General features: G+C 71.7%; 21 protein-coding genes. 18 read left to right on the top strand and 3 right to left on the bottom strand.

The annotated features are described in order from the left end of the window. Nucleotides 1-25: 25 nt before the first annotated feature. The 6 genes from ruvB (at nucleotide 26) to relA (ending at nucleotide 8171) form a co-directional block, all read left to right on the top strand. On the top strand, nucleotides 26-1096 hold the full coding sequence (gene ruvB, locus ACZ63H_RS33685) for a Holliday junction branch migration DNA helicase RuvB (RefSeq protein WP_469871659.1): 1071 nt from the start codon (nucleotides 26-28) through the stop codon (nucleotides 1094-1096). A gap of 176 nt (nucleotides 1097-1272) precedes the next feature. Then, entirely contained in the window at nucleotides 1273-1749 is a 477-nt protein-coding gene (gene yajC / locus ACZ63H_RS33680; RefSeq protein ID WP_469871657.1) for a preprotein translocase subunit YajC, read from the top strand. 142 nt (nucleotides 1750-1891) lie between these two features. Next, complete coding sequence (secD, locus tag ACZ63H_RS33675; protein ID WP_469871655.1) at nucleotides 1892-3679, top strand: protein translocase subunit SecD; 1788 nt, start codon at nucleotides 1892-1894, stop codon at nucleotides 3677-3679. Nucleotides 3680-3682: 3 nt separating this feature from the next. Then, the gene (gene secF, locus ACZ63H_RS33670; protein ID WP_469871653.1) at nucleotides 3683-4786 is read left to right on the top strand and encodes a protein translocase subunit SecF; all 1104 of its coding nucleotides are present in this window, start codon (nucleotides 3683-3685) and stop codon (nucleotides 4784-4786) included. Next, nucleotides 4783-5322, top strand: a complete 540-nt coding sequence (locus ACZ63H_RS33665) for an adenine phosphoribosyltransferase (protein ID WP_469871652.1) — start codon at nucleotides 4783-4785, stop codon at nucleotides 5320-5322. Before secF ends, ACZ63H_RS33665 begins: the two co-directional genes overlap by 4 nt. A 311-nt stretch (nucleotides 5323-5633) precedes the next feature. Then, nucleotides 5634-8171 (top strand): GTP pyrophosphokinase, encoded by a 2538-nt coding sequence (gene relA / locus ACZ63H_RS33660; protein ID WP_467935927.1) that lies wholly within the window; start codon nucleotides 5634-5636, stop codon nucleotides 8169-8171. 92 nt (nucleotides 8172-8263) lie between these two features. Here the strand turns inward: relA and ACZ63H_RS33655 are convergent, their stop codons facing one another. Both ACZ63H_RS33655 and ACZ63H_RS33650 read right to left on the bottom strand, forming a co-directional pair. Then, entirely contained in the window at nucleotides 8264-9493 is a 1230-nt protein-coding gene (locus tag ACZ63H_RS33655) for a DUF349 domain-containing protein (protein ID WP_469871651.1), read from the bottom strand. Between the two features lie 191 nt (nucleotides 9494-9684). Then, complete coding sequence (locus ACZ63H_RS33650; RefSeq protein WP_469871675.1) at nucleotides 9685-10509, bottom strand: peptidylprolyl isomerase; 825 nt, start codon at nucleotides 10507-10509, stop codon at nucleotides 9685-9687. Nucleotides 10510-10677: 168 nt separating this feature from the next. Between ACZ63H_RS33650 and ACZ63H_RS33645 the strand changes: the two genes are divergently transcribed. The 5 genes from ACZ63H_RS33645 to rpsD all read left to right on the top strand — a co-directional run bounded on the left by ACZ63H_RS33645 (nucleotide 10678) and on the right by rpsD (nucleotide 15847). Further along, on the top strand, nucleotides 10678-11385 hold the full coding sequence (locus ACZ63H_RS33645; protein ID WP_469871650.1) for an MBL fold metallo-hydrolase: 708 nt from the start codon (nucleotides 10678-10680) through the stop codon (nucleotides 11383-11385). 13 nt (nucleotides 11386-11398) lie between these two features. Further along, nucleotides 11399-12661 carry a histidine--tRNA ligase gene (hisS, locus tag ACZ63H_RS33640; protein WP_469871649.1) on the top strand — a complete coding sequence of 421 codons (1263 nt, stop codon included), beginning with the start codon at nucleotides 11399-11401 and terminating at the stop codon, nucleotides 12659-12661. Nucleotides 12662-12872: 211 nt separating this feature from the next. Continuing rightward, nucleotides 12873-13529 (top strand): vitamin K epoxide reductase family protein, encoded by a 657-nt coding sequence (locus ACZ63H_RS33635; protein WP_469871648.1) that lies wholly within the window; start codon nucleotides 12873-12875, stop codon nucleotides 13527-13529. A gap of 43 nt (nucleotides 13530-13572) precedes the next feature. Next, nucleotides 13573-14928 carry a replication-associated recombination protein A gene (locus tag ACZ63H_RS33630; RefSeq protein ID WP_469871647.1) on the top strand — a complete coding sequence of 452 codons (1356 nt, stop codon included), beginning with the start codon at nucleotides 13573-13575 and terminating at the stop codon, nucleotides 14926-14928. A gap of 304 nt (nucleotides 14929-15232) precedes the next feature. Then, nucleotides 15233-15847, top strand: a complete 615-nt coding sequence (rpsD, locus tag ACZ63H_RS33625; protein ID WP_301975067.1) for a 30S ribosomal protein S4 — start codon at nucleotides 15233-15235, stop codon at nucleotides 15845-15847. A 20-nt stretch (nucleotides 15848-15867) separates the two neighbouring features. Here rpsD and ACZ63H_RS33620 read toward each other — a convergent pair whose 3' ends face one another. Further along, nucleotides 15868-18042, bottom strand: coding sequence for an ATP-binding protein (locus tag ACZ63H_RS33620; RefSeq protein WP_469871644.1), 2175 nt, complete (start codon nucleotides 18040-18042; stop codon nucleotides 15868-15870). A gap of 161 nt (nucleotides 18043-18203) precedes the next feature. On the opposite strand from ACZ63H_RS33620, the gene ACZ63H_RS33615 reads away from it, so the two are divergent. The 7 genes from ACZ63H_RS33615 to aroC all read left to right on the top strand — a co-directional run. Continuing rightward, nucleotides 18204-18632, top strand: a complete 429-nt coding sequence (locus tag ACZ63H_RS33615) for a DUF948 domain-containing protein (protein WP_469871643.1) — start codon at nucleotides 18204-18206, stop codon at nucleotides 18630-18632. 16 nt (nucleotides 18633-18648) lie between these two features. Further along, nucleotides 18649-18999, top strand: coding sequence for a hypothetical protein (locus ACZ63H_RS33610; protein WP_469871641.1), 351 nt, complete (start codon nucleotides 18649-18651; stop codon nucleotides 18997-18999). Then, nucleotides 18999-21671 (top strand): alanine--tRNA ligase, encoded by a 2673-nt coding sequence (alaS, locus tag ACZ63H_RS33605; RefSeq protein ID WP_469871639.1) that lies wholly within the window; start codon nucleotides 18999-19001, stop codon nucleotides 21669-21671. Before ACZ63H_RS33610 ends, alaS begins: the two co-directional genes overlap by 1 nt. Before the next feature lie 16 nt (nucleotides 21672-21687). Then, nucleotides 21688-22152 (top strand): Holliday junction resolvase RuvX, encoded by a 465-nt coding sequence (gene ruvX, locus ACZ63H_RS33600; protein WP_469871637.1) that lies wholly within the window; start codon nucleotides 21688-21690, stop codon nucleotides 22150-22152. A gap of 122 nt (nucleotides 22153-22274) precedes the next feature. Next, nucleotides 22275-23936, top strand: coding sequence for an endolytic transglycosylase MltG (gene mltG / locus ACZ63H_RS33595; RefSeq protein ID WP_469871635.1), 1662 nt, complete (start codon nucleotides 22275-22277; stop codon nucleotides 23934-23936). Beyond that, nucleotides 23917-24756 carry a shikimate dehydrogenase gene (locus tag ACZ63H_RS33590; protein WP_469871633.1) on the top strand — a complete coding sequence of 280 codons (840 nt, stop codon included), beginning with the start codon at nucleotides 23917-23919 and terminating at the stop codon, nucleotides 24754-24756. Before mltG ends, ACZ63H_RS33590 begins: the two co-directional genes overlap by 20 nt. A gap of 162 nt (nucleotides 24757-24918) precedes the next feature. Further along, on the top strand, nucleotides 24919-25592 hold a 674-nt coding region (aroC, locus tag ACZ63H_RS33585; RefSeq protein ID WP_469871631.1), incomplete at its 3' end, for a chorismate synthase.

The raw sequence follows: 25592 nt of genomic DNA, 5'->3' as shown, positions 1-25592 counted from the left end.
CCCGCCACCCCGCTAGGAGAACTTCGTGAACTGGGACGACACCACCGGTACCCCCGCCGAGGAGCGGCTCGTCGGTGCGTCGGCCGATCGGGAGGACCAGGCCGTCGAGGCCGCCCTGCGCCCCAAGGACCTCGGCGAGTTCATCGGCCAGCACAAGGTCCGCGAACAGCTGGACCTGGTGCTGCGCGCCGCCCGCGCGCGCGGCGCCACCGCCGACCACGTGCTGCTCTCCGGGGCGCCCGGCCTCGGCAAGACCACCCTGTCGATGATCATCGCGGCGGAGATGGGCGCCCCCATCCGGATCACCTCCGGCCCCGCCATCCAGCACGCCGGGGACCTCGCCTCCATCCTGTCCTCGCTCCAGGAGGGCGAGGTGCTCTTCCTCGACGAGATCCACCGCATGTCCCGGCCCGCCGAGGAGATGCTGTACATGGCGATGGAGGACTTCCGCGTCGACGTCATCGTCGGCAAGGGCCCCGGCGCCACCGCCATCCCGCTGGAGCTGCCGCCGTTCACCCTGGTCGGCGCCACCACGCGCGCGGGCCTGCTGCCGCCGCCGCTGCGCGACCGCTTCGGCTTCACCGCGCACATGGAGTTCTACTCCCCGCAGGAGCTGGAGCGCGTGGTGCACCGCTCGGCGAGCCTGCTGGACGTGGGCATCGAGCCGGACGGCGCCGCCGAGATCGCCGGCCGCTCCCGGGGCACGCCCCGCATCGCCAACCGCCTGCTGCGCCGCGTCCGCGACTACGCGCAGGTCAAGGCCGACGGGCTGATCACCCGGGAGATCGCCGCCGCGGCGCTCGCCGTCTACGAGGTCGACGCGCGCGGCCTGGACCGGCTGGACCGCGCCGTGCTGGAGGCCCTGCTGAAGCTGTTCGGCGGCGGACCGGTGGGCCTGTCCACCCTCGCCGTCGCGGTGGGGGAGGAGCGGGAGACGGTGGAGGAGGTCGCCGAGCCGTTCCTGGTGCGCGAGGGCCTGCTCGCCCGTACCCCGCGCGGCCGGGTCGCCACTCCCGCCGCCTGGGCGCACCTCGGGCTGACCCCGCCGCACGCGCCGGCCGCGGGAAACGGACAACAGGACCTGTTCGGGGCGTGACGGCGGCCGAGCGGCGAGGACGATGGCCCGGCCGGAACCCAGGTGCCATGCTGAGCGTTGTTCCATGAGAGCGGACTCGCTTAGACTCCGCCGATGCCGCCCTTGCGGGCGGCGCCGACCAACCCCCATCCAACAGGCCGCTCACCCGCGCGGTCGCGCGAAGGAAATTCCGTCCCGTGAATGCCTATACCCTTCTCCCGTTCATCGTGCTCATCGCGGCCATGTTCCTGATGACGCGTTCGGCCAAGAAGAAGCAGCAGCAGGCCGCCGACATGCGGAACCACATGCAGCCCGGCTCCGGAGTCCGCACGATCGGGGGGATGTACGCGACGGTCAAGGAGGTCAACGAGGACACGGTCCTCCTCGACGCCGGGCCGGGCGTCGACCTCCTCTTCGCCAAGAACTCGATCGGCGCCGTCCTCACCGATGACGAGTACAACCGCATCGTCCACGGCGTCGAGCACGACCTGAAGTCCGACACCGGCATCGTCCCGGACGACGCCTCCTCCCTCACCGAGACCGACGAGACCGACGGATCCGCCGACGCTGCCGCCGCCTCGGACGACAAGATCGACCTCGGTAAGAAGGACGCCGCCGAGGCCGGGGCGGACGACCAGCCGAAGAAGACCGACGGCGACTCCGACGCGAAGTAGCCGCACCCCGGGACGCGCGGCGGCGGCATGATGGGCGCCCCGCGTGCCCCCGGCGCGTCTGTTTCCGCACGGGAGCCCGACACCATGTCATGGCCGACCGCGCCGACCGGGCGCGGGGCGGCCCGAGAGGGAGTACGAGAAGGTGGCAGCACCTAAGAGGGGCCGAAGCGCGAGCGCCCCGAGCAAGCCAGGGCGCTCGCTGGCCCTCATCCTGATCGCCATCGTGGCGCTCGCCGGGGGGATGTTCGCCTCCGGGCACACCACCCCGCGTCTCGGCATCGACCTCGCCGGTGGTACGAGCATCACGCTCAAGGCGAAGGCCGACCAGGGGTCCGCGATCAACAAGGCCAACATGGACACCGCGGTCGACATCATGAACCGCCGGGTCAACGGCCTGGGCGTCTCCGAGGCGGAGGTGCAGACCCAGGGGAACGACAACATCATCGTCAACATCCCCAAGGGCACCAACTCCAAGGAGGCCCAGGAGCAGGTAGGCACCACCGCCAAGCTGTACTTCCGGCCGGTCCTGGCCAGCGAGCCGAGCGGTCCCGCGGCGAAGAACCCGTCGCCGGGCGCGTCGACCGGCAGCAGCTCCTCCCCGAAGCCGAGCGGCAGCCCGTCCGCGTCCGCCTCCTCGAAGGAGAAGGCGTCCTCGACCGGCGGCTCCACCTCTCCCTCGGCCTCGGCGACCTCCCAGGGCCGCGCGGTCACCGACGCCCTGAAGAAGGCCCCCACTCCCTCGCCGAGCGGCTCCGCCTCCGGCAGCGCCAAGCCGTCCGCCACGCCGTCGGCCCCGGCCGGCGGCGGCTCCGACGCCGCGCTCCAGGCCCGGTACGCGGCGCTGGACTGCAGCAAGCCCACCGACCGGGCCAAGGCCGGCAAGAACATCAAGCCCGGCCAGCCCACCGTGGCCTGCGGCGAGATCGACGGCGCCTGGTACAAGTACCTGCTCGGCCCCGCCGCCGTGGACGGCACCGAGGTGAAGAAGGCGCAGGCCGTCTACGACACCCAGGGCGCCTCCGGCTGGCAGGTCCAGATGACCTTCACCTCCGGCGGGGCCAAGAAGTTCGCCGACATCACCGGCGAGCTGGCCCAGAAGACGCAGCCGCAGAACGAGTTCGGCATCGTCCTGGACGGCGAGGTCGTCTCCAGCCCGTACGTGCGGCAGTCCATCACCGGCGGCCAGGCGGAGATCTCCGGCAGCTTCAAGCAGGAGGAGGCGCAGGGCCTCGCCAACATGCTGTCGTACGGCGCGCTGCCGCTGTCCTTCCAGGAGCAGTCCGTCACCACCGTCACCGCCGCGCTCGGCGGCGAGCAGCTGCACGCCGGTCTGCTCGCGGGCGCGATCGGCCTGGCCCTGGTCGTGATCTACCTGGTGGTCTACTACCGCGGCCTGTCGATCGTGGCCATGGCCTCGCTGGTGGTCTCCGCGATCCTCACCTACGTGATCATGTCGCTGCTCGGCCCGACCATCGGCTTCGCGCTGAACCTGCCGGCCGTCTGCGGTGCCATCGTCGCCATCGGTATCACCGCGGACTCGTTCATCGTGTACTTCGAGCGCATAAGGGACGAGATCCGCGAGGGCCGCACGCTGCGCCCCGCCGTGGAGCGGGCCTGGCCGCGCGCCCGGCGCACCATCCTGGTCTCCGACTTCGTGTCGTTCCTGGCCGCCGCCGTGCTGTTCATCGTCACCGTCGGCAAGGTGCAGGGCTTCGCCTTCACGCTGGGTCTGACCACCCTGCTCGACGTGGTCGTCGTCTTCCTCTTCACCAAGCCGCTGATGACGCTCCTCGCCCGCCGCTCGTTCTTCGCGGACGGCCACAAGTGGTCCGGCCTCGACCCGAAGAGCCTGGGCGCCAAGCCCCCGCTGCGCCGAACCCGCCGTCCCGCCGGCCCCGCCGCCGGTCCCGTCGACCCGAAGGAGGCGTGAGCGATGTCGAAACTCGGCAACATCGGCGCTCGACTGCACCGCGGCGAGATCGCCTACGACTTCGTCGGCAAGCGGATGATCTGGTACGGCGTCTCGATCCTGATCACCATCACGGCCATCGTCGGCCTGGCGGTGCGCGGCCTGAACATGGGCATCGAGTTCGAAGGCGGCGCCGTCTTCACGACGCCCACCAAGATGAGCGCCTCGGTGGCCCAGGCGGAGGAGTACGCCAACGAGGCCTCCGGCCACCAGGCCATCGTGCAGAAGCTGGGCAACGGCAGCCTGCGCATCCAGATCGCCGGCATCGACACCGACCAGTCCGACCGGATCAAGCAGGAGCTGGCCAAGGACCTCAAGCTCGACCCCGAGAAGCTGGCCGCCGACCTGGTCGGCCCGAGCTGGGGCGAGCAGATCGCCAACAAGGCCTGGGAGGGCCTGGCGATCTTCATGGTCCTCGTGGTGATCTACCTGGCGATCGCCTTCGAGTGGCGCATGGCCGTCGCCGCGCTGGTCGCGCTGATCCACGACATCACCATCACGACCGGTATCTACGCCCTGGTCGGCTTCGAGGTCACGCCCGGCACGGTCATCGGTCTGCTGACCATCCTCGGTTACTCGCTCTACGACACGGTCGTCGTCTTCGACAGCCTCAAGGAGCAGACGAAGGACCTCACCAAGCAGACCCGGTTCACCTACAGCGAGGTCGCCAACCGGTCGATCAACGGCACCCTGGTCCGCTCCATCAACACCACGGTCGTCGCGCTGCTGCCGGTCGCCGGTCTGCTCTTCATCGGCGGCGGCTTCCTCGGCGCGGGCACGCTCAACGACATCTCCCTGTCGCTGTTCGTGGGTCTCGCGGCCGGTGCCTACTCGTCGATCTTCATCGCCACCCCGCTCGTCGCCGACCTCAAGGAGCGCGAGCCGGCGATGAAGGCCCTCACCAAGCGGGTCCTGGCCAAGCGCGCCCAGGCCGCCACGGAGGAGGACCGCCCCGAGTTCCGCGCCGGCGACGACGCCGACGACGGCGCACCCGCCGTCGTGGGCCCGCGCAACCAGCCCGCGCCCCGGGGCCGGGGCCGCGGCCGCACCTCGGGGAAGCGCCGATGACCGACATCCAGGAACTGCTGCTGAGCCGCATCCGCGATGTGGCCGACTACCCGGAACCGGGCGTGATGTTCAAGGACATCACGCCGCTGCTGGCCGACCCTGCGGCCTTCACCGTGCTCACCGACGCGCTGGCCCGGATCGCCACCGACACCGGCGCGACCAAGATCGTCGGTCTGGAGGCCCGGGGCTTCATCCTCGGCGCCCCGGTCGCCGTCCGCGCCGGCCTGGGCTTCATCCCGGTCCGCAAGGCGGGCAAGCTGCCCGGGGCCACCCTGCGCCAGGCCTACGACCTGGAGTACGGCTCGGCGGAGATCGAGGTGCACGCCGAGGACCTGACCGCCGGCGACCGTGTGCTGATCGTCGACGACGTCCTGGCCACGGGCGGTACGGCGGAGGCGGCGATCCATCTGATCCAGCGCGCCGGCGCCGAGGTGTCCGCTCTCGCGGTGCTGATGGAGCTGGGCTTCCTCGGCGGCCGGGCCCGGCTGGAGACCGCGCTGGACGGGGCCCCGCTGGAGGCGCTGCTCCAGGTCTGAGCGCGCTCGCGGCGACACGGCCGCACCCGGCACGCGGTGCCGGGTGCGGCCGTCCGCGTCCCACCGGGCCCCGGGGCCGTGCCGCGTCTCCCATGCGGTCGTTTCCCCAGGTCCGCCGGGGTGCGGCCGCCCGCCGCCGGCGACCGCGCGGGCGCCCGGCGACCGGCCGCCCGGAATCCTCCGGCAGCCTCCCGCGTTGCAGGGGTACACGGTCCTCACAGCCGCCTGAAGGCGATGACCGGGCGCAGGATCGCTACCATGGGGTGTCCGGAGCCTGACCGGGGGACCCGGATCGCGCACGAGGAGCCCTCTTGCCAGACGAGGCCCAGCCACTGACCGCCGCCAAGCCCGAGCCCGCCTCGGCCGCCGCGGCGAAGCCCGCGCCGAGCACGTCGCAGGTGAAGAACGACACCCGCGGGGCCGTCGAGCACGCCCACTCCGCCCCGGTGGAGAAGAGCGCCGAGTCCGCGCGTCCCAAGCAGGCCCCGGCCGAGCGCCCGGCACAGCCCCCGGTGGTGCGCCAGCCGGCCACGCCGCCCACCCGCAGCGGCTCCTCCAACCGGGTCCGGGCCCGCCTCGCCCGCCTCGGTGTGCAGCGCGCGAACCCCTACAACCCGGTCCTGGAGCCGCTGCTGCGGATAGTGCGCAGCAACGACCCCAAGATCGAGAACTCCACGCTGCGCCAGATCGAGCGCGCCTACCAGGTCGCCGAACGCTGGCACCGCGGCCAGAAGCGCAAGAGCGGCGACCCGTACATCACGCACCCGCTCGCCGTCACCACCATCCTCGCCGAGCTGGGCATGGACCCGGCCACCCTGATGGCCGGGCTGCTGCACGACACCGTCGAGGACACCGAGTACGGCCTCGACGACCTGCGCCGCGACTTCGGCGACGTCGTCGCCCTGCTCGTCGACGGCGTGACCAAGCTGGACAAGGTCAAGTTCGGCGAGGCCGCGCAGGCCGAGACCGTGCGCAAGATGGTCGTGGCCATGGCGAAGGACCCGAGGGTCCTGGTCATCAAGCTCGCCGACCGGCTGCACAACATGCGCACCATGCGCTACCTCAAGCGCGAGAAGCAGGAGAAGAAGGCGCGCGAGACGCTGGAGATCTACGCCCCGCTCGCCCACCGCCTCGGCATGAACACCATCAAGTGGGAGCTGGAGGACCTCGCGTTCGCGATCCTCTACCCCAAGATGTACGACGAGATCGTACGGCTGGTGGCCGAGCGGGCGCCGAAGCGCGACGAGTACCTGGCCATAGTGACCGACGAGGTCCAGTCCGACCTGCGCGCCGCCCGGATCAAGGCCACCGTCACCGGCCGCCCGAAGCACTACTACAGCGTCTACCAGAAGATGATCGTGCGGGGCCGCGACTTCGCCGAGATCTACGACCTGGTGGGCATCCGCGTCCTCGTCGACACGGTCCGCGACTGCTACGCCGCCCTCGGCACGGTGCACGCGCGATGGAACCCGGTCCCCGGCCGGTTCAAGGACTACATCGCGATGCCCAAGTTCAACATGTACCAGTCGCTGCACACGACGGTCATCGGGCCCAACGGCAAGCCGGTCGAACTCCAGATCCGCACGTTCGACATGCACCGCCGCGCCGAGTACGGCATCGCCGCGCACTGGAAGTACAAGCAGGAGGCCGTCGCCGGCGCCTCCAAGGTCCGCACCGACGCGCCGAAGACGTCGGCGAAGGACAAGGACGCCATCAACGACATGGCGTGGCTGCGGCAGCTGCTGGACTGGCAGAAGGAGACCGAGGACCCCGGCGAGTTCCTGGAGTCCCTGCGCTTCGACCTGTCCCGCAACGAGGTCTTCGTCTTCACCCCCAAGGGCGATGTCATCGCGCTGCCGGCCGGCGCCACCCCGGTGGACTTCGCCTACGCCGTGCACACCGAGGTCGGCCACCGCACCATAGGGGCACGGGTCAACGGGCGTCTCGTACCGCTGGAGTCCACCCTGGACAACGGCGACCTGGTCGAGGTCTTCACCTCCAAGGCGGCCGGCGCCGGACCGTCCCGGGACTGGCTCGGCTTCGTCAAGTCGCCGCGGGCGCGCAACAAGATCCGCGCCTGGTTCTCCAAGGAGCGCCGCGACGAGGCGATCGAGCAGGGCAAGGACGCCATCGTGCGGGCCATGCGCAAGCAGAACCTGCCGATCCAGCGCATCCTCACCGGCGACTCGCTGGTCACGCTCGCGCACGAGATGCGCTACTCGGACATCTCCGCGCTGTACGCGGCGATCGGCGAGGGCCACGTCTCCGCGCAGAACATCGTGCAGAAGCTCGTCCAGGCCCTCGGCGGCGAGGAGGCCGCCACCGAGGAGATCGACGAGTCGGTCCCGCCGTCCCGCGGGCGCGGGCGCAAGCGCCGCTCCAGCGCCGACCCGGGCGTCGTCGTCAAGGGCGTCGAGGACGTGTGGGTCAAGCTGGCCCGCTGCTGTACGCCGGTGCCGGGCGACCCGATCATCGGCTTCGTCACCCGCGGCAGCGGCGTATCGGTTCACCGCAGCGACTGCGTCAACGTCGACTCGCTGTCCCGCGAGCCGGAGCGCATCCTCGACGTCGAGTGGGCGCCGACCCAGTCCTCGGTCTTCCTGGTCGCCATACAGGTGGAGGCCCTGGACCGCTCCCGGCTGCTGTCGGACGTCACCCGGGTCCTGTCCGACCAGCACGTCAACATCCTGTCGGCGGCCGTGCAGACCTCCCGGGACCGGGTCGCCACCTCCCGGTTCACCTTCGAGATGGGCGACCCCAAGCACCTGGGCCACGTCCTGAAGGCCGTCCGGGGCGTGGAGGGCGTCTACGACGTGTACCGCGTGACCTCGGGCCGCAGCCGCTCGTAGCCGCGCACCTGCCCCGGCCCGGTCCGGGAGCCGGACACCGAGAAGGGCCCCGTACGCGCGTACGGGGCCCTGTCAGCCGGGCGGCGAGGGATTCAGCCGCCGAACTCGTGCAGGCCCTTCAGAGCCTGGTCCAGCAGCGCCTGACGGCCCTCCAGCTCCTTCTCCAGCTTGTCGGCCTTGGCGTTGTTGCCCTGGGCGCGCGCCTGGTCGATCTGCGACCGCAGCTTGTCCACGGCGGCCTGGAGCTGACCGGTCAGACCCTCGGCACGCGCGCGTGCCTCCGGGTTGGTCCGGCGCCACTCGGCCTCCTCGGCCTCCTGGAGCGCCCGCTCCACGGCGTGCATCCGGCCCTCGACCTTCGGCCGGGCGTCACGCGGGACGTGACCGATGGCCTCCCAGCGCTCGTTGATCGAGCGGAAGGCGGCCCGCGCGGCCTTCAGGTCGGCGATCGGCAGGAGCTTCTCGGCCTCCTCGGCCAGCTCCTCCTTCAGCTTCAGGTTCTCCGACTGCTCGGCGTCCCGCTCGGCGAACACCGAGCTGCGGGCGGCGAAGAACACGTCCTGGGCGCCGCGGAAGCGGTTCCAGAGGTCGTCCTCGTGCTCGCGCTGGGCGCGGCCCGCGGCCTTCCAGTCCGCCATCAGCTCCCGGTACCGGGCGGCCGTCGGACCCCAGTCCGTCGAACCGGACAGCGCCTCCGCCTCGGCGACCAGCCGCTCCTTGACCCGGCGGGCCTCCTCGCGCTGCGCGTCCAGCTGCGCGAAGTGCGCCTTGCGGCGCTTGGAGAACGCCGACCGGGCGTGCGAGAAGCGGTGCCACAGCTCGTCGTCGGACTTGCGGTCCAGCCGCGGCAGCCCCTTCCAGGTGTCCACCAGCGACCGCAGCCGCTCCCCGGCGGACCGCCACTGGTCGGACTGCGCGAGCTGCTCGGCCTCGGCGACCAGGTTTTCCTTGGCCTTGCGGGCCTCGTCGGACTGCCGGGCCCGCTGCGCCTTGCGCTCCTCGCGGCGCGCCTCGACGGTCGCCACGAGCTTGTCCAGCCGCTTCCGCAGCGCGTCCAGGTCGCCGACCGCGTGGTGCGCGTCCACCTGCTCACGCAGGTGGCCGATGGCGGCCTGGGCGTCCTTCGCCGACAGGTCGGTGGTCCGCACCCGCTTCTCGAGGAGGCCGATCTCGACAACCAGGCCCTCGTACTTGCGCTCGAAGTAGGCCAGCGCCTCGTCGGGGGAGCCGGCCTGCCAGGAACCGACGACCTTCTCGCCGTCGGCCGTACGCACGTACACGGTCCCCGTCTCGTCGACGCGGCCCCACGGGTCGCTGCTCACAGCGCCTCCTCCACATGATGCCTGCGGGGGGCCTCAGCACCCCCGGGCATCGTCCACAGTTTCGTCACGGCCAACATAGGCGACCAGCGGGTGGCCTGTCCGCATCCAGCACGACCGAAATTCCGCCGCCCGCCCTGTTGACCTTCGGGTCCGGGCGGCGGAAGGGGGCCGGCGGGGTCCGGGCACGGGCGTCAGGACTTGACGACCGCGGCCTTGTCGATCACGACCGTCGCGTTCGGCGCGCCGTCGCCGGCGCCCGTGTTCTCACCGGCCGCCGCGATCTTGTCCAGCACCTTCATGCCGGCCGCGTCGACCGTGCCGAACGGGGTGTAGCTGGGCGGCAGCTGGCTGTCCTTGTAGACGAGGAAGAACTGGCTGCCGCCGGTGTGCGCCTGCCCGGTGTTGGCCATCGCCACCGTGCCCGCCGGGTAGGTGTTGTCCTTCAGGCTCTTGTCCTTGAGGTTCTCGTCCGGGAGCGTGTAGCCCGGGCCGCCCGCCCCGGTGCCCTGCGGGTCGCCGCACTGCAGGACGTAGATGCCCTGGGTGGTCAGCCGGTGGCACTTGGTGTGGTCGAAGTAGCCCTTGCCCGCCAGGAAGTCGAACGAGTTCACCGTGTGCGGAGCCGCCGACGTCTTCAGCGCGACGCCGATGTCCCCGCACGTCGTCGCCAGCTTCAGGGTGTACTTCGCCGACGTGTCGATGCTCATCGCCGGCTCCTTCTTCCAGCTCAGCTTCTTCACCGAGCCGGCCGCCGGCTTCTCGCAGGGGTCCGCGGCCTTGGCGGTCGGCGAGGCGCTCGGGGTGACCTCCGCGCTCGCGTTCGTCTTCTTGCCGTCGTCGTCCTTCAGCACCCCGGTCGTGTACAGGGCGACACTGCCGATCACGACCACGCCCAGTACCGACGCGATCACGGAGTTGCGCAGGCGGGCCTTGCGCCGCGCCTCGGTGCGCCGCTGCTGCTGCCGCAAGAACTTCTCCCGGGCGAGCTGACGCCGCCGCTGCTCCTGGCTGACCACCGGGTTTCTCCTCATGCGTGTCGTGTGTCGGGCGGTACGCGTGCGTCCTCGTGCTCCGACCGCTGCGTGTAGCCCCGTACCGTATATGGGTTCGCTGAGGAAAAGGCAGCGCCGGTAGGCTCTGGGAGCAGCGAAAGCCGTCTGCAACCGACACAACGAAGGACGATCGTGCTCATTGCCGGGTTCCCCGCCGGGGCCTGGGGGACGAACTGTTACCTCGTCGCCCCCGCCGCCGGTGAGGAGTGCGTGATCATCGACCCCGGCCACCAGGCCGCCGAAGGCGTCGCGGAAGCACTGCGCAAGCATCGGCTCAAGCCCGTCGCCGTCGTCCTCACCCACGGCCACATCGACCACGTGGCCTCGGTCGTCCCCGTCTGCGGCGCGCACGAGGTACCGGCCTGGATCCATCCCGAGGACCGGTACATGATGAGCGACCCGGAGAAGGCGCTCGGCCGGTCCATCGGCATGCCGCTGATGGGCGAGCTGACCGTGGGGGAGCCGGACGACGTCAGGGAGCTGACGGACGGCACGACGCTGGAACTGGCCGGCCTCACGTTCTCCGTCGCGCACGCGCCGGGCCATACCAAGGGGTCGGTGACCTTCCGGATGCCCGAGGCCGCCGACGTCCCGTCGGTGTTCTTCTCCGGGGATCTGCTGTTCGCCGGCTCCATCGGACGCACCGACCTGCCGGGCGGATCCATGGCGGACATGCTCGAGTCGCTGGCCCGGGTGTGCCTGCCGCTCGACGACTCCACCGTGGTGCTGTCCGGCCACGGCCCCCAGACGACCATCGGCCGGGAACGCGCCACCAACCCCTATCTGCGGCAGGTGGCCGCCGGCCCGGGAAGCGTGGACGCTCCCCGACGAGGAATGTGACGAGAGACCTTCCGTGAGCACTTTTCGGGCCCCCAAGGGCACCTACGACCTGATCCCGCCGGACTCGGCCGCGTACCTGGCGGTCCGCGAGGCCATCGCCGCCCCGCTGCGCAACTCCGGCTACGGCTACATCGAGACCCCCGGCTTCGAGAACGTCGAACTGTTCGCGCGCGGGGTCGGCGAGTCCACCGACATCGTGACCAAGGAGATGTACGCCTTCGAGACCAAGGGCGGCGACAGGCTCGCCCTGCGCCCCGAGGGCACCGCGTCCGTGCTGCGGGCGGCCCTGGAGGCCAACCTGCACAAGACGGGCAACCTCCCGGTCAAGCTCTGGTACTCCGGCTCGTACTACCGCTACGAGCGTCCCCAGAAGGGCCGTTACCGCCACTTCTCCCAGGTGGGCGCCGAGGCGATCGGCGCGGAGGACCCGGCGCTGGACGCCGAGCTGATCATCCTGGCCGACCAGGCGTACCGCTCGCTGGGCCTCAGGAACTTCCGCATCCTGCTCAACAGCCTGGGCGACAAGGAGTGCCGCCCGGTGTACCGGACCGCGCTCCAGGACTTCCTGCGCGGCCTGGACCTGGACGAGGACACCCGCCGCCGCATCGACATCAACCCGCTGCGGGTCCTGGACGACAAGCGCGAGTCGGTGCAGAAGCAGCTCACCGGCGCCCCGCTGCTGCGGGACTACCTGTGCGACGCGTGCAAGGCGTACCACGAGGAGGTCCGGGAGCTGATCACCGCCGCGGGCGTCTCCTTCGAGGACGACCCCAAGCTGGTGCGCGGCCTGGACTACTACACCCGCACCACCTTCGAGTTCGTGCACGACGGCCTGGGCGCGCAGTCCGCGGTGGGCGGCGGCGGCCGCTACGACGGCCTGTCGGAGATGATCGGCGGCCCCGCGCTGCCGTCCGTCGGCTGGGCCCTGGGCGTGGACCGCACGGTCCTCGCGCTCCAGGCCGAGGGTGTCGCCCTGGACCTGCCGTCCTCGACGTCCGTGTACGCCGTCCCGCTCGGCGAGGAGGCCCGCCGGGTGCTGTTCGCCAAGGTCACCGAGTTGCGCAAGGTGGGCATCGCGGCCGACTTCGCCTACGGCGGCAAGGGGCTGAAGGGCGCGATGAAGAGTGCCAACCGCTCCGGCGCCCGCTACGCGGTCGTCGCCGGCGAGCGCGACCTCGCCGAGGGCCTCGTCCAGCTCAAGGACATGGAGACCGGCGAGCAGACCGCGATCGGCGTCAACGAGATCGTGGCGGAACTGGAGTCCCGGCTCGGCTAGCCGCACACGCGCGTGGGCGCCGGACGCCCCCCTCCCGGGGGACGTCCGGCGCCCTTGCCGCAGCGGGGCGCGGGAGGCCCGGCCGTACCGAGCGGGGGGCACCGGTCGTACGCACATCCTTATGCGCATCGAACGGTGCGGACACAGGCGCGTGCGGCACAATGACCCCTGCCCGAAGAAGGTCCGACCCTCGAGTGACGGAATCGGCGTGATGAGCAAGACGACAGTGAACGACGTCTCCGCAAAGCCCGGTCCGGAGCGCGCCGCCGACGCCCCGCGCGCGGCCGGCGGCAGCCGTGCCCTCGCCATCCTGCTGGTGATCACCGGCGCGGCCGGACTGCTGGCCTCGTGGGTCATCACGATCGACAAGTTCAAGATCCTCGAGGCCAAGGTCGCGGGCAAGACCTTCACCCCCGGGTGCAGCCTCAACCCGGTGGTCTCCTGCGGCAGCGTCATGGAGAGCAAGCAGGCCGCCGCGTTCGGCTTCCCGAACCCGATGCTCGGGCTGGTCGCCTACGGCATCGTCGTCTGCGTCGGCATGAGCCTGCTGGGCCGCGCCCGGTTCCCGCGCTGGTACTGGCTGACGTTCAACTTCGGCACGCTGTTCGGCGTGGGCTTCTGCACCTGGCTGCAGTTCCAGTCCCTGTACCGGATCAACGCGCTGTGCCTGTGGTGCTCGCTGGCCTGGGTCGCCACGATCACCATGTTCTGGTACGTCACCTCGTTCAACGTCCGCAACGCCTTCCTGCCGGCCCCGCGCTGGCTGAGGTCCTTCTTCGGCGAGTTCACCTGGGTCCTGCCGGTCGCGCACATCGGCATCATCGCCATGCTGGTGCTCACCCGCTGGTGGGAGTTCTGGACCGGCTGACCGCCCCGACGGGATTGTCAGTGCGGTGTTCTAGGGTTTCAGCGTGGAACCCGACCTGTTCACCGCCGCAGCAGAAGAACGCCAGGAGAAGGACCCGGCGGGCAGCCCGCTGGCGGTGCGCATGCGCCCGCGCTCCCTCGACGAGGTCGTGGGCCAGCGGCATCTCCTGGCGCCCGGCTCACCCCTGCGCCGTCTGGTCGGCGAGGGCTCCGGCGGGCCCGCCGGACCGTCCTCGGTGATCCTCTGGGGCCCGCCCGGCACCGGCAAGACCACCCTGGCGTACGTCGTGTCCAAGGCGACCGACAAGCGGTTCGTGGAACTGTCCGCGATCACCGCCGGCGTCAAGGAGGTCCGCGCGGTCATCGACGGCGCCCGCCGCGCCACCGGGGGGTACGGCAAGGAGACCGTCCTCTTCCTGGACGAGATCCACCGCTTCAGCAAGGCCCAGCAGGACTCCCTGCTCCCGGCCGTGGAGAACCGCTGGGTGACCCTGATCGCGGCCACCACGGAGAACCCGTACTTCTCGGTGATCTCCCCGCTGCTCTCCCGCTCCCTGCTGCTCACCCTCGAACCCCTCACCGACGACGACCTGCGCGGCCTGCTGCGCCGTGCCCTCACCGACGAACGCGGCCTGAAGAACGCCGTCACGCTCCCCGAGGAGACCGAGGAGCACCTGCTGCGGATCGCCGGCGGCGACGCCCGGCGCGCCCTGACCGCCCTGGAGGCCGCCGCCGGCGCCGCCCTGGACCAGGGCGAGAGCGAGATCGCGCTGCGGACGCTGGAGCAGACCGTCGACCGCGCAGCGGTGAAGTACGACCGCGACGGCGACCAGCACTACGACGTCGCCAGCGCCCTCATCAAGTCCATCCGCGGCTCCGACGTCGACGCGGCCCTGCACTACCTCGCCCGCATGATCGAGGCCGGCGAGGACCCCCGGTTCATCGCCCGCCGCCTGATGATCTCCGCCAGCGAGGACATCGGCCTCGCCGACCCGGGCGCGCTGCCGATCGCGGTCGCCGCCGCCCAGGCCGTCGCCATGATCGGCTTCCCGGAGGCCGCCCTCACCCTCAGCCACGCCACCATCGCCCTGGCCCTCGCGCCCAAGTCCAACTCCGCGACCACCGCGATCGGCGCCGCCCTGGACGACGTGCGCAAGGGCCTGGCCGGCCCGGTCCCCGCGCACCTGCGCGACGGGCACTACAAGGGCGCGGCCAAGCTCGGCCACGCCCAGGGGTACGTGTACCCGCACGACCTGCCCGAGGGCATCGCCGAGCAGCAGTACGCACCGGACGCCCTCAAGGACCGCGAGTACTACACCCCGGGCCGGCACGGCGCGGAGGCCCGGTACGCGGACGCCGTCGAGTGGACCCGCAGGCACCTCGGTCGCAAGCCTTCCTGAGCAGCCTGTAGACTGCTCCGAAGTGCCGAGTCCCGTGCCGTCAGAGCGGGACACCCGGCCGGAGCCCGGACCCCAGCGGACCGGCTCCAGGAGCGTCGCGCACCGTCGAACGGTGTCGCGGGCAGCCCACCACCCCCCGTGCAATCCCGGGACGGTCGGTGGGCCACTCGCGTGCTGCACGTATGTGCCCAGACCAGGGAAGCGGCTGCCCGGCAGGTCCCCCGCGGACCCGACGGGTTCTCCCGGCTGCGGATGCGACCTCTCTAACCCTGACAAGCCGAAAACTACGAAAGAGATTGAGACAGTGGCGAACCAGTCCCGCCCCAAGGTCAAGAAGTCGCGTGCCCTCGGCATCGCGCTGACCCCGAAGGCCGTCAAGTACTTCGAGGCCCGCCCCTACCCGCCGGGTGAGCACGGCCGCGGCCGCAAGCAGAACTCGGACTACAAGGTCCGTCTGCTGGAGAAGCAGCGTCTGCGCGCGCAGTACGACGTGTCCGAGCGCCAGCTCGTGCGCGCCTACGAGCGTGCCTCCAAGGTCCAGGGCAAGACCGGTGAGGCCCTGATCATCGAGCTGGAGCGCCGTCTCGACGCGCTGGTCCTGCGTTCGGGCATCGCCCGCACGATCTACCAGGCCCGCCAGATGGTCGTCCACGGCCACATCCAGGTCAACGGCCAGAAGGTCGACAAGCCGTCCTTCCGTGTCCGTCCGGACGACGTCGTGCAGGTCCGCGACCGCTCCAAGGACAAGACGCTGTTCCAGATCGCCCGCGAGGGTGGCTTCGCCCCCGACGGCGAGACCCCGCGCTACCTCCAGGTGAACCTCCGGGCCCTGGCGTTCCGCCTGGACCGCGAGCCGAACCGCAAGGAGATCCCGGTGATCTGCGACGAGCAGCTCGTCGTCGAGTACTACGCCCGCTGACCCCGGTCGCGGCGTAAGCCTCAGCCCGCCGTCTCCCCGCCCTTCCGGGTGGGCGAGGCGGCGGGTTCGCGCTGTCCGGGGCCGCCGTCCGGGGCCGGGCCGCGCGGTGCCGGCAGGGCGCCCAGCGTCCCCGGCTCCCGGCGCCGCAGCGCCCGGGCCACCGCGGCCTCCCGGTCCAGCCCGGCCCCCTCCCGCACGCACTCGGCGTACCGCGCGTCGCCGAGCGCCCGCCGCGCGGCGGCCTCGCACCGCTCGTGCGGCGCGTTGTAGTGGGCGGACCCGAACAACGGCAGCCCGACCGAGGTCCACAGCCGTCCGGCGGCGCCCTGGAGCACCGCCGCCTCCACCGGATCGCCCTGCGCCACCGTCACCAGCGCCAGCAGCTCGATGACGAGCACCGAGCCCAGCAGATCGCGGAAGGCGTGCGCGTCGGCCAGCGCGTCGGACAGCAGCTCCCGCGCGCCCGCCGGGTCCCCGTCGGCCCAGGCCGCGTACGCCAGCACGTACAGCGCGTAGGAACGCGCCCACCGCTCCCCGTGGTCCTCGCACAGCCGGCGCACCTCCTCGCACAGGCGCACCGCGTCCGGCAGGTCCCCCTGGAACGCCCGGGCCATCGCCAGCTCCACCCGGCCCATCAGGACGTTGCTGTTCAGCTCGCCGATCGTCCGGTAGCGCTCCAGCGCCGAGCGCAGCAGCGTTTCCGCACCGGCCATGTCGTCGGTGACCAGGGCCAGGCAGCCCATGCGGTGCTCGGCGTAGGCCACCGCCGCCGGATCGGCCGCCCGCTCCGCCCGCTCCCGGCACGCCCGCAGCGTCCGCAGGGCCGGCCCGGTGTCGCCCTGGAGGACCGCCACGTAGCCCAGCACCCACAGCGCCTTCAGCCGGGCCCTCTCGTACCCCGACTCCAGCTCCACGCCGCGCTCCAGCCAGCGCCGCCCCTCCGCCAGCCGCCCGCAGCCCACCCAGCAGAACCACAGCGACCCCGCCAGCTGCTGGCCGAGGTGCGCCTCGCCCGGCTCGCCCAGGCACAGCTCCAGCGCGGCCCGCAGGTTCGGCAGCTCGGCGTCCACCCGCGCGGCCACCTCCCGCTGCCGGGGCGTGAACCACTCCAGCTCGCAGCAGGCCGCCAGGCCCAGGTACCAGTCCCGGTGCCGTCTGCGCAGCCGGTCCGCGTCCCCGGCCGCCGCCAGCCACTCGGCGCCGTAGGCCCGCACGGTGTCCAGCATCCGGTAGCGCGGGCCCGCCGGGCCTTCCTCGCGGGCGACGACGGACTGGGCCAGCAGCTCCGACAGCACGTCCAGCACGTCCTCGGCGGGCAGCCCCGCACCGCCGCACACGTACTCGGCCGCCTCCAGGTCGAAGGTGCCCGCGAACACCGACAGCCGCGCCCACAGCATCCGCTCGGCCGGCGTGCACAGCTCGTGGCTCCAGCCGATCGCCGTGCGCAGCGTCCGGTGGCGGGGCAGGGCGTCCCGGGCGCCGCCGGTCAGCACCCGGAACCGGTCGCCGAGGCGGTGCAGCAGCTGCGCCGGGGACAGCGCGCGCAGCCGCCCGGCCGCCAGCTCCAGCGCCAGCGGGATCCCCTCCAGCCGGCGGCACAGCTCCCGTACCTCCGGGGCGTCGGCCACCGGCACCCCGTGCGCCCGGGCCCGGTCGGCGAACAGCTCCACCGCCTCCTCGGGGCCGAGCGGCGCCAGCGGGAACAGCAGCTCGCCCGCGAGGCCCAGCGGACGCCGTCCCACCGCCAGCACCCGCAGCTCCGGCAGACCGCGCAGCAGCCGGGCCACCAGGGCGGCACAGGCCGCCGCCAGATGCTCGAACCCGTCCAGCACCAGCAGCATCCGCCGCCCCGCCAACTGCTCCAGCAGCGTCTCGCGGGGCAGCCGGGTGGTGTGGTCGGTCAGCCCCAGCGCCTCCACGACCGCGTACTCCACGAACTGCGGATCGCGCACCTCGGCCAGCTCCACCCGGCTCCAGCCCGCGGGCCCCGCCGGAGCGCCGGCCGCCCACCGCGCCGCCGCCCGTGCCGCCAGCCGGGACTTGCCCACCCCGCCCACCCCGGTCACCGTCACCAGCCGGGCCCGGCCGAGGGCCGCCGCCAGCTCGGCCAGCTCCGCCGAGCGCCCGACGAAAGCGGTGAGTTCGAGGGGCGGGGCGACGCCCGCGAAGGGGCCGGGACCATGAGGATCTCGCATGGGACACGGAGCGTACTGAAACGTGTTCACTGCGTACAATCACCCGGCACCACCGCATCCGCGCCGCCGGGAATCCGGTACGGAGCCGCGGCCCCGGCGCGATAGGCTCGGGGCACGACTTTTCCGATGCTCAGGCACGTTTCAGGGAGCGGGTGCGCACAGTGTCCGGTACAGAGGTGGCCGGGATCCTGGTGGCCGTCTTCTGGGCGATCCTGGTCTCCTTCCTCGCGGTCGCGCTGGCGAGGCTGGCCCAGACGCTCAAGGCGACCACCAAGCTCGTCGCGGACGTCACCGACCAGGCCGTCCCGCTGCTCTCCGACGCCTCCCAGGCGGTGCGCTCCGCGCAGACCCAGATCGACCGGGTCGACGCGATCGCCTCCGACGTCCAGGAGGTCACCTCCAACGCCTCCGCGCTGTCGACCACCGTCGCCTCCACCTTCGGCGGCCCGCTGGTCAAGGTCGCGGCCTTCGGCTACGGCGTCCGCCGGGCGCTCGGCGGCCGCAAGGGGGAGGACGTGCCTGCGAAGTCCCCCCGGCGTACCGTGATCGTGGGCCGGACGGTCCCCGCCGCACGACGCAAGCGGAAGTAAGGACTGAGACCGAGCGATGTTCCGCCGTACGTTCTGGTTCACCACCGGTGTCGCCGCCGGCGTGTGGGCCACCACCAAGGTCAACCGCAAGATCAGGCAGCTGACCCCGGAGAGCCTGGCCGCCACCGCGGCGAACAAGGCCCTGGAGACCGGTCACCGCCTGAAGGACCGCGCGGTCGGCTTCGCGTTCGACGTCCGCGACAACATGGCCCGGCGGGAGGCCGAGCTGGAGGAGGCCCTCGGCATCCACGAGGACCCGGAACTCCCCGCGCCCCGGCGGTACACCGCCGTCGAGAACGACAACAGCAGCACACCGAAGTACATCGAAGCCCCGATGCACTCGTACAACCGGAATGAGGACCACTGATGGAGTCGGCCGAGATTCGCCGCCGCTGGCTGAGCTTCTTCGAGGAGCGCGGGCACACCGTCGTCCCTTCGGCGTCGCTCATCGCGGACGACCCGACTCTGCTCCTCGTCCCCGCCGGCATGGTGCCCTTCAAGCCCTACTTCCTGGGTGAGGTCAAGCCGCCGTTCCCGCGCGCCACCAGCGTGCAGAAGTGCGTGCGCACGCCCGACATCGAAGAGGTCGGCAAGACCACGCGGCACGGCACGTTCTTCCAGATGTGCGGCAACTTCTCCTTCGGCGACTACTTCAAGGAAGGCGCCATCAAGCTTGCCTGGGAGCTGCTCACCTCGCCCCAGGACAAGGGCGGTTACGGCCTCGACCCCGAGCGCCTGTGGATCACCGTCTACCAGGACGACGACGAGGCGGAGCAGATCTGGCACGAGGTCGTCGGCGTGCCCAAGGAGCGCATCCAGCGCCTGGGCATGAAGGACAACTTCTGGTCCATGGGCGTACCCGGCCCGTGCGGCCCCTGCTCCGAGATCAACTACGACCGCGGCCCCGAGTTCGGTGCCGAGGGCGGCCCCGCCGTCAACGACGAGCGGTACGTGGAGATCTGGAACCTCGTCTTCATGCAGTTCGAGCGGGGCGAGGGCATCGGCAAGGACAACTTCGAGATCCTCGGGGACCTGCCGAGCAAGAACATCGACACGGGCCTCGGCCTGGAGCGGCTCGCCATGATCCTGCAGGGCGTGCAGAACATGTACGAGATCGACACCTCCATGGCCGTCATCGACAAGGCCACCGAGCTGACCGGCGTCCGCTACGGCGACGCCCACGACTCGGACGTGTCCCTGCGCGTGGTCACCGACCACATGCGCACCGCCACCATGCTCATCGGCGACGGCGTCACCCCGGGCAACGAGGGCCGCGGCTACGTCCTGCGCCGCATCATGCGCCGCGCCATCCGCAACATGCGGCTGCTCGGCGCCACCGGTCCGGTCGTCAAGGACCTGGTCGAGACCGTGATCGGCATGATGGGCCAGCAGTACCCGGAGCTGATCACCGACCGCGAGCGCATCGAGAAGGTCGCCCTCGCCGAGGAGGCCGCCTTCCTCAAGACGCTGAAGGCCGGCACCAACATCCTCGACACCGCCGTCACCGAGACCAAGGCCGCCGGCGGCACCGTCCTCTCCGGCGACAAGGCGTTCCTGCTCCACGACACCTGGGGCTTCCCGATCGACCTCACCCTGGAGATGGCCGCCGAGCAGGGCCTCGCCGTGGACGAGGACGGCTTCCGCCGCCTGATGAAGGAGCAGCGGGAGCGCGCCAAGGCCGACGCCCAGGCCAAGAAGACGGGCCACGCCGACCTGGGCGCCTACCGCGAGATCGCCGACAGCGCCGGCGCCACCGACTTCATCGGCTACACCGACACCGAGGCCGAGTCCACGGTCGTCGGCATCCTGGTCGACGGCGTCTCCTCCCCGGCCGCCACCGAGGGCGACGAGGTCGAGATCGTCCTGGACCGCACCCCGTTCTACGCCGAGGGCGGCGGCCAGATCGGCGACACCGGCCGCATCAAGGTGGACACCGGCGCCGTCATCGAGGTCCGCGACTGCCAGAAGCCGGTCCCGGGCGTGTACGTCCACAAGGGCGTCGTCCAGGTCGGCGAGGTCACCGTCGGCGCCAAGGCCCACGCCGCCATCGACGCCCGCCGCCGCCACGCCATCGCCCGCGCCCACTCGGCCACCCACCTCACCCACCAGGCCCTGCGGGACGCCCTCGGCCCGACGGCCGCCCAGGCCGGTTCGGAGAACCAGCCCGGCCGCTTCCGCTTCGACTTCGGCTCCCCGTCCGCCGTGCCGACGGCCGTGATGACCGACGTCGAGCAGAAGATCAACGAGGTGCTGGCCCGCGACCTCGACGTGCACGCCGAGGTCATGGGCATCGACGAGGCCAAGAAGCAGGGCGCCATCGCCGAGTTCGGCGAGAAGTACGGCGAGCGGGTGCGCGTCGTGACCATCGGCGACTTCTCCAAGGAGCTGTGCGGCGGCACGCACGTGCACAACACCGCCCAGCTGGGCCTGGTGAAGCTGCTCGGCGAGTCCTCCATCGGCTCCGGTGTGCGCCGTATCGAGGCCCTGGTCGGCGTGGACGCCTACCACTTCCTCGCCCGTGAGCACACGGTCGTCAACCAGCTGACCGAGCTGCTCAAGGGCCGCCCGGAGGAGCTGCCGGAGAAGGTCTCCTCGATGCTCGGCAAGCTGAAGGACGCCGAGAAGGAGATCGAGCGGTTCCGCGCCGAGAAGGTCCTCCAGGCCGCCGCCGGCCTCGCCGGCTCCGCCCGGGACATCCGCGGCATCGCCGTGGTCACCGGGCAGGTCCCGGACGGCACCACGCCCGACGACCTGCGCAAGCTGGTCCTGGACGTGCGCGGCCGGATCCAGGGCGGACGGGCCGCCGTCGTGGCGCTGTTCACCGTCAACAACGGCAAGCCGCTGACGGTCATCGCCACCAACGACGCCGCCCGCGACCGCGGTCTGAAGGCCGGCGACCTCGTCCGCGCCGCCGCCAAGACCCTCGGCGGCGGCGGTGGCGGCAAGCCGGACGTGGCCCAGGGCGGAGGCCAGAACCCGGCCGCCGTCGGCGAGGCCGTCGAGGCCGTCGAGCGGCTCGTCGCCGAGACCGCCAAGTAGGGAACGGTCGAAGCAGATGCGCAGAGGACGCCGGCTCGCGATCGACGTCGGGGACGCCCGGATCGGGGTCGCCTCGTGCGACCCCGACGGGATCCTCGCCACCCCCGTGGAGACCGTCCCCGGCCGGGACCTCCCCGCCGCCCACCGCCGCCTGCGTCAACTGGTGGAGGAGTACGACCCGATCGAGGTCGTCGTCGGCCTTCCTCGCTCCCTCAAGGGGGGCGAGGGCCCGGCCGCGGTCAAGGTCCGCGCCTTCGCCGGGGAACTGGCCACGGGCATCCAGCCGGTGCCGGTGCGCCTGGTGGACGAGCGGATGACGACCGTCACGGCCAGCCAGGGACTGCGCGCCTCGGGCGTGAAGTCCAAGAAGGGCCGTTCGGTCATCGACCAGGCGGCGGCCGTCGTCATCCTGCAGCAGGCTCTGGAATCCGAACGGGTGTCAGGCAAACCACCCGGTGAGGGCGTCGAAGTGGTCATCTGATCGCGATACGGTAACGTTCCGCGCGATGCGCCGGTGTTCGAACAGCCGGGGCACAGCAAGAGGCGGAGCGGAATCCGGCCCACGAGCCGCGGGTCCGTCGGCCTCGCGGCTCTAGGGGATCGATGACTGAGTATGGCCGGGGCCAAGGCTCCGAACCGTGGAATCCGGAGGACCCGTTGCACGGGGACGGCGGATGGGGAGGACAGCAGGCCCAGGAGGGTTCGCAGTCCCCCTACGGCGGCCAGCCGCAGCACCACCCGCAGGCGCCGCGGTACGGCGACTGGAACGAGGGACAGCAGCCGGGGTACGACGGGCAGCACCACCCGCAGCACGACGACCGGTACCAGGCCCACCAGGACGGCCGGCAGCAGTACGACCAGCAGCTCACCGCCCACGCCCAGCACCAGTTCCACCAGGGCGGCTGGGACGCGACCGGGACCCACGGCCACGTGCCCTACGCGGCCGACCCGGGCGACCCCTACGGCCAGCAGCCCGTGGCCTACGGCGCGGAGCAGCCCGACCTCTACCCCACCGAGGACGCCTACCCGCCGCCGGAGCCGCCCGGCCGCAGACGCCCCGAGCCGGAGCCGGCGGGCGAGGAGGAGGGCGTCCTCGCCGCAAGCCGCGGCGAGGACGGCGAGGAGCACGAGCTCCAGGGCCGGCGGGAGCGGCGCGGCAAGGGCCGCAAGCCGGTCAAGCCCAGGAAACGGCGCACCGGCTGCGCCTGCATGGTGGTCGTCCTGGTGTTCGGCGGCGGCCTCGGCGGAGTCGGGTACTTCGGGTACCAGTTCTACCAAAATCGTTTCGGCGCGGCTCCGGACTACGCGGGCGAGGGCACCGGCCAGACCGTCACCGTCGAGATCCCCAAGGGCGCGGGCGGCTGGGAGATCGGCCGCCGGCTGAAGGAGGCCGGCGTCGTCAAGAGCGCCGACGCGTTCGTCCACGCCCAGACGACGACACCGGGCGGCGACGGCATCCAGGCCGGTGCCTACCTCCTGAAGAAGGAGATGTCCGCCGCCAGCGCGGTCCGGCTGATGATGGACCCGCGCAGCCAGAACAACGTGATCGTCACCCCCGGCGAGCGCAACACCGACGTCTACGCGGCCATCGACAAGAAGCTGGAACTGTCCAAGGGCGCGACCCGGAAGCTCGCCGAGAAGGAGTACAAGTCCCTCGGCCTGCCCGCCTGGGCGCGCAACGGCGGCGACGTCAAGGACCCGCTGGAGGGCTTCCTCTTCCCGGGCACCTATCCGGCCGCCAAGGGCATGAAGCCCGACGCCATCCTCAAGCAGATGGTCGTCCAGGCCAAGCAGAAGTACGCCGCCTACGGCCTCGACGAGAAGGCCAGGGAGCTCGGGGTGGAGAACGCCTTCCAGCTCGTCACGGTCGCGAGCCTGGTCCAGGCCGAGGGCAAGACGCACGACGACTTCCGCAAGATGGCCGAGGTGGTCTACAACCGCCTCAAGCCCACCAACACCGAGACCAACCGCAAGCTTCAGTTCGACTCGACGTACAACTACGCCAAGGGCACGAGCAACATCCACATCTCCGAGAAGGAGATCAACAGCGACCCGAGCCCGTACAACACGTACCGGTACCCGGGACTTCCGCCCGGCCCGATCGGCAACCCCGGCGAGGACGCGCTGAAGGCGACGCTGAACCCGACCGATGACGGCTGGGTCTACTTCGTGGCGACCGACGGTATGAGCAACACCGAGTTCGCCAAGACGTACGCGGAATTCCTAGAACTCAGGGACAAGTTCAATGCCAACACGGGCAACTGACGGCCGCCGTGCCGCCGTGCTCGGCTCTCCGATCGCGCACTCCCTCTCCCCGGTGCTGCACCGGGCGGCGTACGAGGCGGCCGGGCTCGCCGGCTGGTCGTACGACAGCTTCGACGTCGACGAGGCCGCGCTGCCCGGCTTCCTCGACCGGCTGGGGCCCGAGTGGGCCGGGCTGTCGCTGACCATGCCGCTGAAGCGGGCGGTCATCCCGCTGCTGGACGAGGTCAGCGACACCGCCGCCTCGGTCGACGCGGTCAACACGCTGGTCTTCACCGAGGACGGACGCCGGGTCGGCGACAACACCGACATCCCGGGCATGGTGGCCGCGCTGCGCGAGCACGGCATCGAGGAGGTCGGCTCCGCCGCGATCCTGGGGGCCGGGGCCACCGCCTCCTCCGCGCTCGCCGCGCTCGCCCGGATCTGCACCGGGGAGGTCGTCGCCTACGTCCGCAGCGAGGCCCGCGCCGCCGAGATGCGGCAGTGGGGCGAACGGCTCGACGTGCAGGTCCGCACGGCGGACTGGTCCGACGCCGCCGAGGCGCTGCGGGCCCCGCTGGTGATCGCCACCACGCCCGCCGGGACCACCGACGCGCTCGCCGCCGCCGTGCCCGAACGCCCCGCCACCCTCTTCGACGTGCTCTACGACCCCTGGCCCACCGAACTGGCGGCCCGCTGGTCCATGTTCGGCGGCGCCGTGGTCGGCGGCCTCGATCTGCTGGTCCACCAGGCGGTGCTCCAGTTCGAGCGGATGACGGGGCTGGCCCCGGGCCCGGTGGACGCCATGCGGCACGCCGGGGAGAAGGCGCTCGCGGCCCGCTGACGCCCCCGCGCGCGTCCGCCTGCTGGACCGGCGGCCGTCTCCCGCCCGCGGACGTGGGAGGATCGGAGGTGGCGTGCCGGGGTCGCGCACCCGGTGACGCCGTCGCCGTGCGCGAGGACGCGTACGCCGGGCAGTACCGGGCGCGAGCACTGAGGAGCACCGTTGAGCAGGCTGCGTTGGCTGACCGCGGGGGAGTCCCACGGTCCCGCACTTGTCGCGACGCTGGAGGGTCTTCCCGCCGGCGTGCCGATCACCACGGAGATGGTGGCGGACCACCTGGCGCGGCGGCGGCTCGGCTACGGCCGTGGTGCGCGGATGAAGTTCGAGCGCGACGAGGTCACCTTCCTGGGTGGTGTCCGGCACGGGCTGACGCTGGGCTCGCCGGTGGCGGTCATGGTGGGGAACACCGAGTGGCCGAAGTGGGAGCAGGTCATGGCGGCCGATCCGGTCGATCCGGAGGTGCTGGCCGGTCTGGCCCGCAACGCGCCGCTGACCCGTCCGCGCCCGGGTCACGCCGATCTGGCGGGCATGCAGAAGTACGGCTTCGACGAGGCCCGCCCGATCCTGGAGCGCGCGAGCGCGCGGGAGACGGCGGCCCGGGTGGCGCTCGGCGCGGTGGCGCGGTCGTACCTGAAGGAGACGGCCGGTATCGAGATCGTCTCCCATGTGGTCGAGCTGGCTTCGGCGAAGGCGCCGTACGGCGTCTACCCGGCCCCGGCGGACGTGGAGAGGCTGGACGCGGACCCGGTGCGGTGTCTGGACGCGGACGCCTCGAAGGCGATGGTCGCGGAGATCGACCAGGCCCACAAGGACGGTGACACCCTCGGCGGTGTGGT

This window comes from Streptomyces sp. NPDC104831 (assembly GCF_055583025.1).
Note: the sequence above shows the minus strand (reverse complement) of the source record. Positions and strands in the feature narration are given on the sequence as shown.

Coding starts and splice junctions, on each gene's coding strand:
- alaS (WP_469871639.1), top strand. CDS start 18,999: ATGGAGTCGGCCGAGATTCGCCGCCGCTGGCTGAGCTTCTTCGAGGAG.
- ACZ63H_RS33620 (WP_469871644.1), bottom strand. CDS start 18,042: ATGCGAGATCCTCATGGTCCCGGCCCCTTCGCGGGCGTCGCCCCGCCC.
- ACZ63H_RS33590 (WP_469871633.1), top strand. CDS start 23,917: ATGCCAACACGGGCAACTGACGGCCGCCGTGCCGCCGTGCTCGGCTCT.
- ruvX (WP_469871637.1), top strand. CDS start 21,688: ATGCGCAGAGGACGCCGGCTCGCGATCGACGTCGGGGACGCCCGGATC.
- secF (WP_469871653.1), top strand. CDS start 3,683: ATGTCGAAACTCGGCAACATCGGCGCTCGACTGCACCGCGGCGAGATC.
- ACZ63H_RS33635 (WP_469871648.1), top strand. CDS start 12,873: ATGAGCAAGACGACAGTGAACGACGTCTCCGCAAAGCCCGGTCCGGAG.
- ACZ63H_RS33665 (WP_469871652.1), top strand. CDS start 4,783: ATGACCGACATCCAGGAACTGCTGCTGAGCCGCATCCGCGATGTGGCC.
- ACZ63H_RS33610 (WP_469871641.1), top strand. CDS start 18,649: ATGTTCCGCCGTACGTTCTGGTTCACCACCGGTGTCGCCGCCGGCGTG.
- mltG (WP_469871635.1), top strand. CDS start 22,275: ATGACTGAGTATGGCCGGGGCCAAGGCTCCGAACCGTGGAATCCGGAG.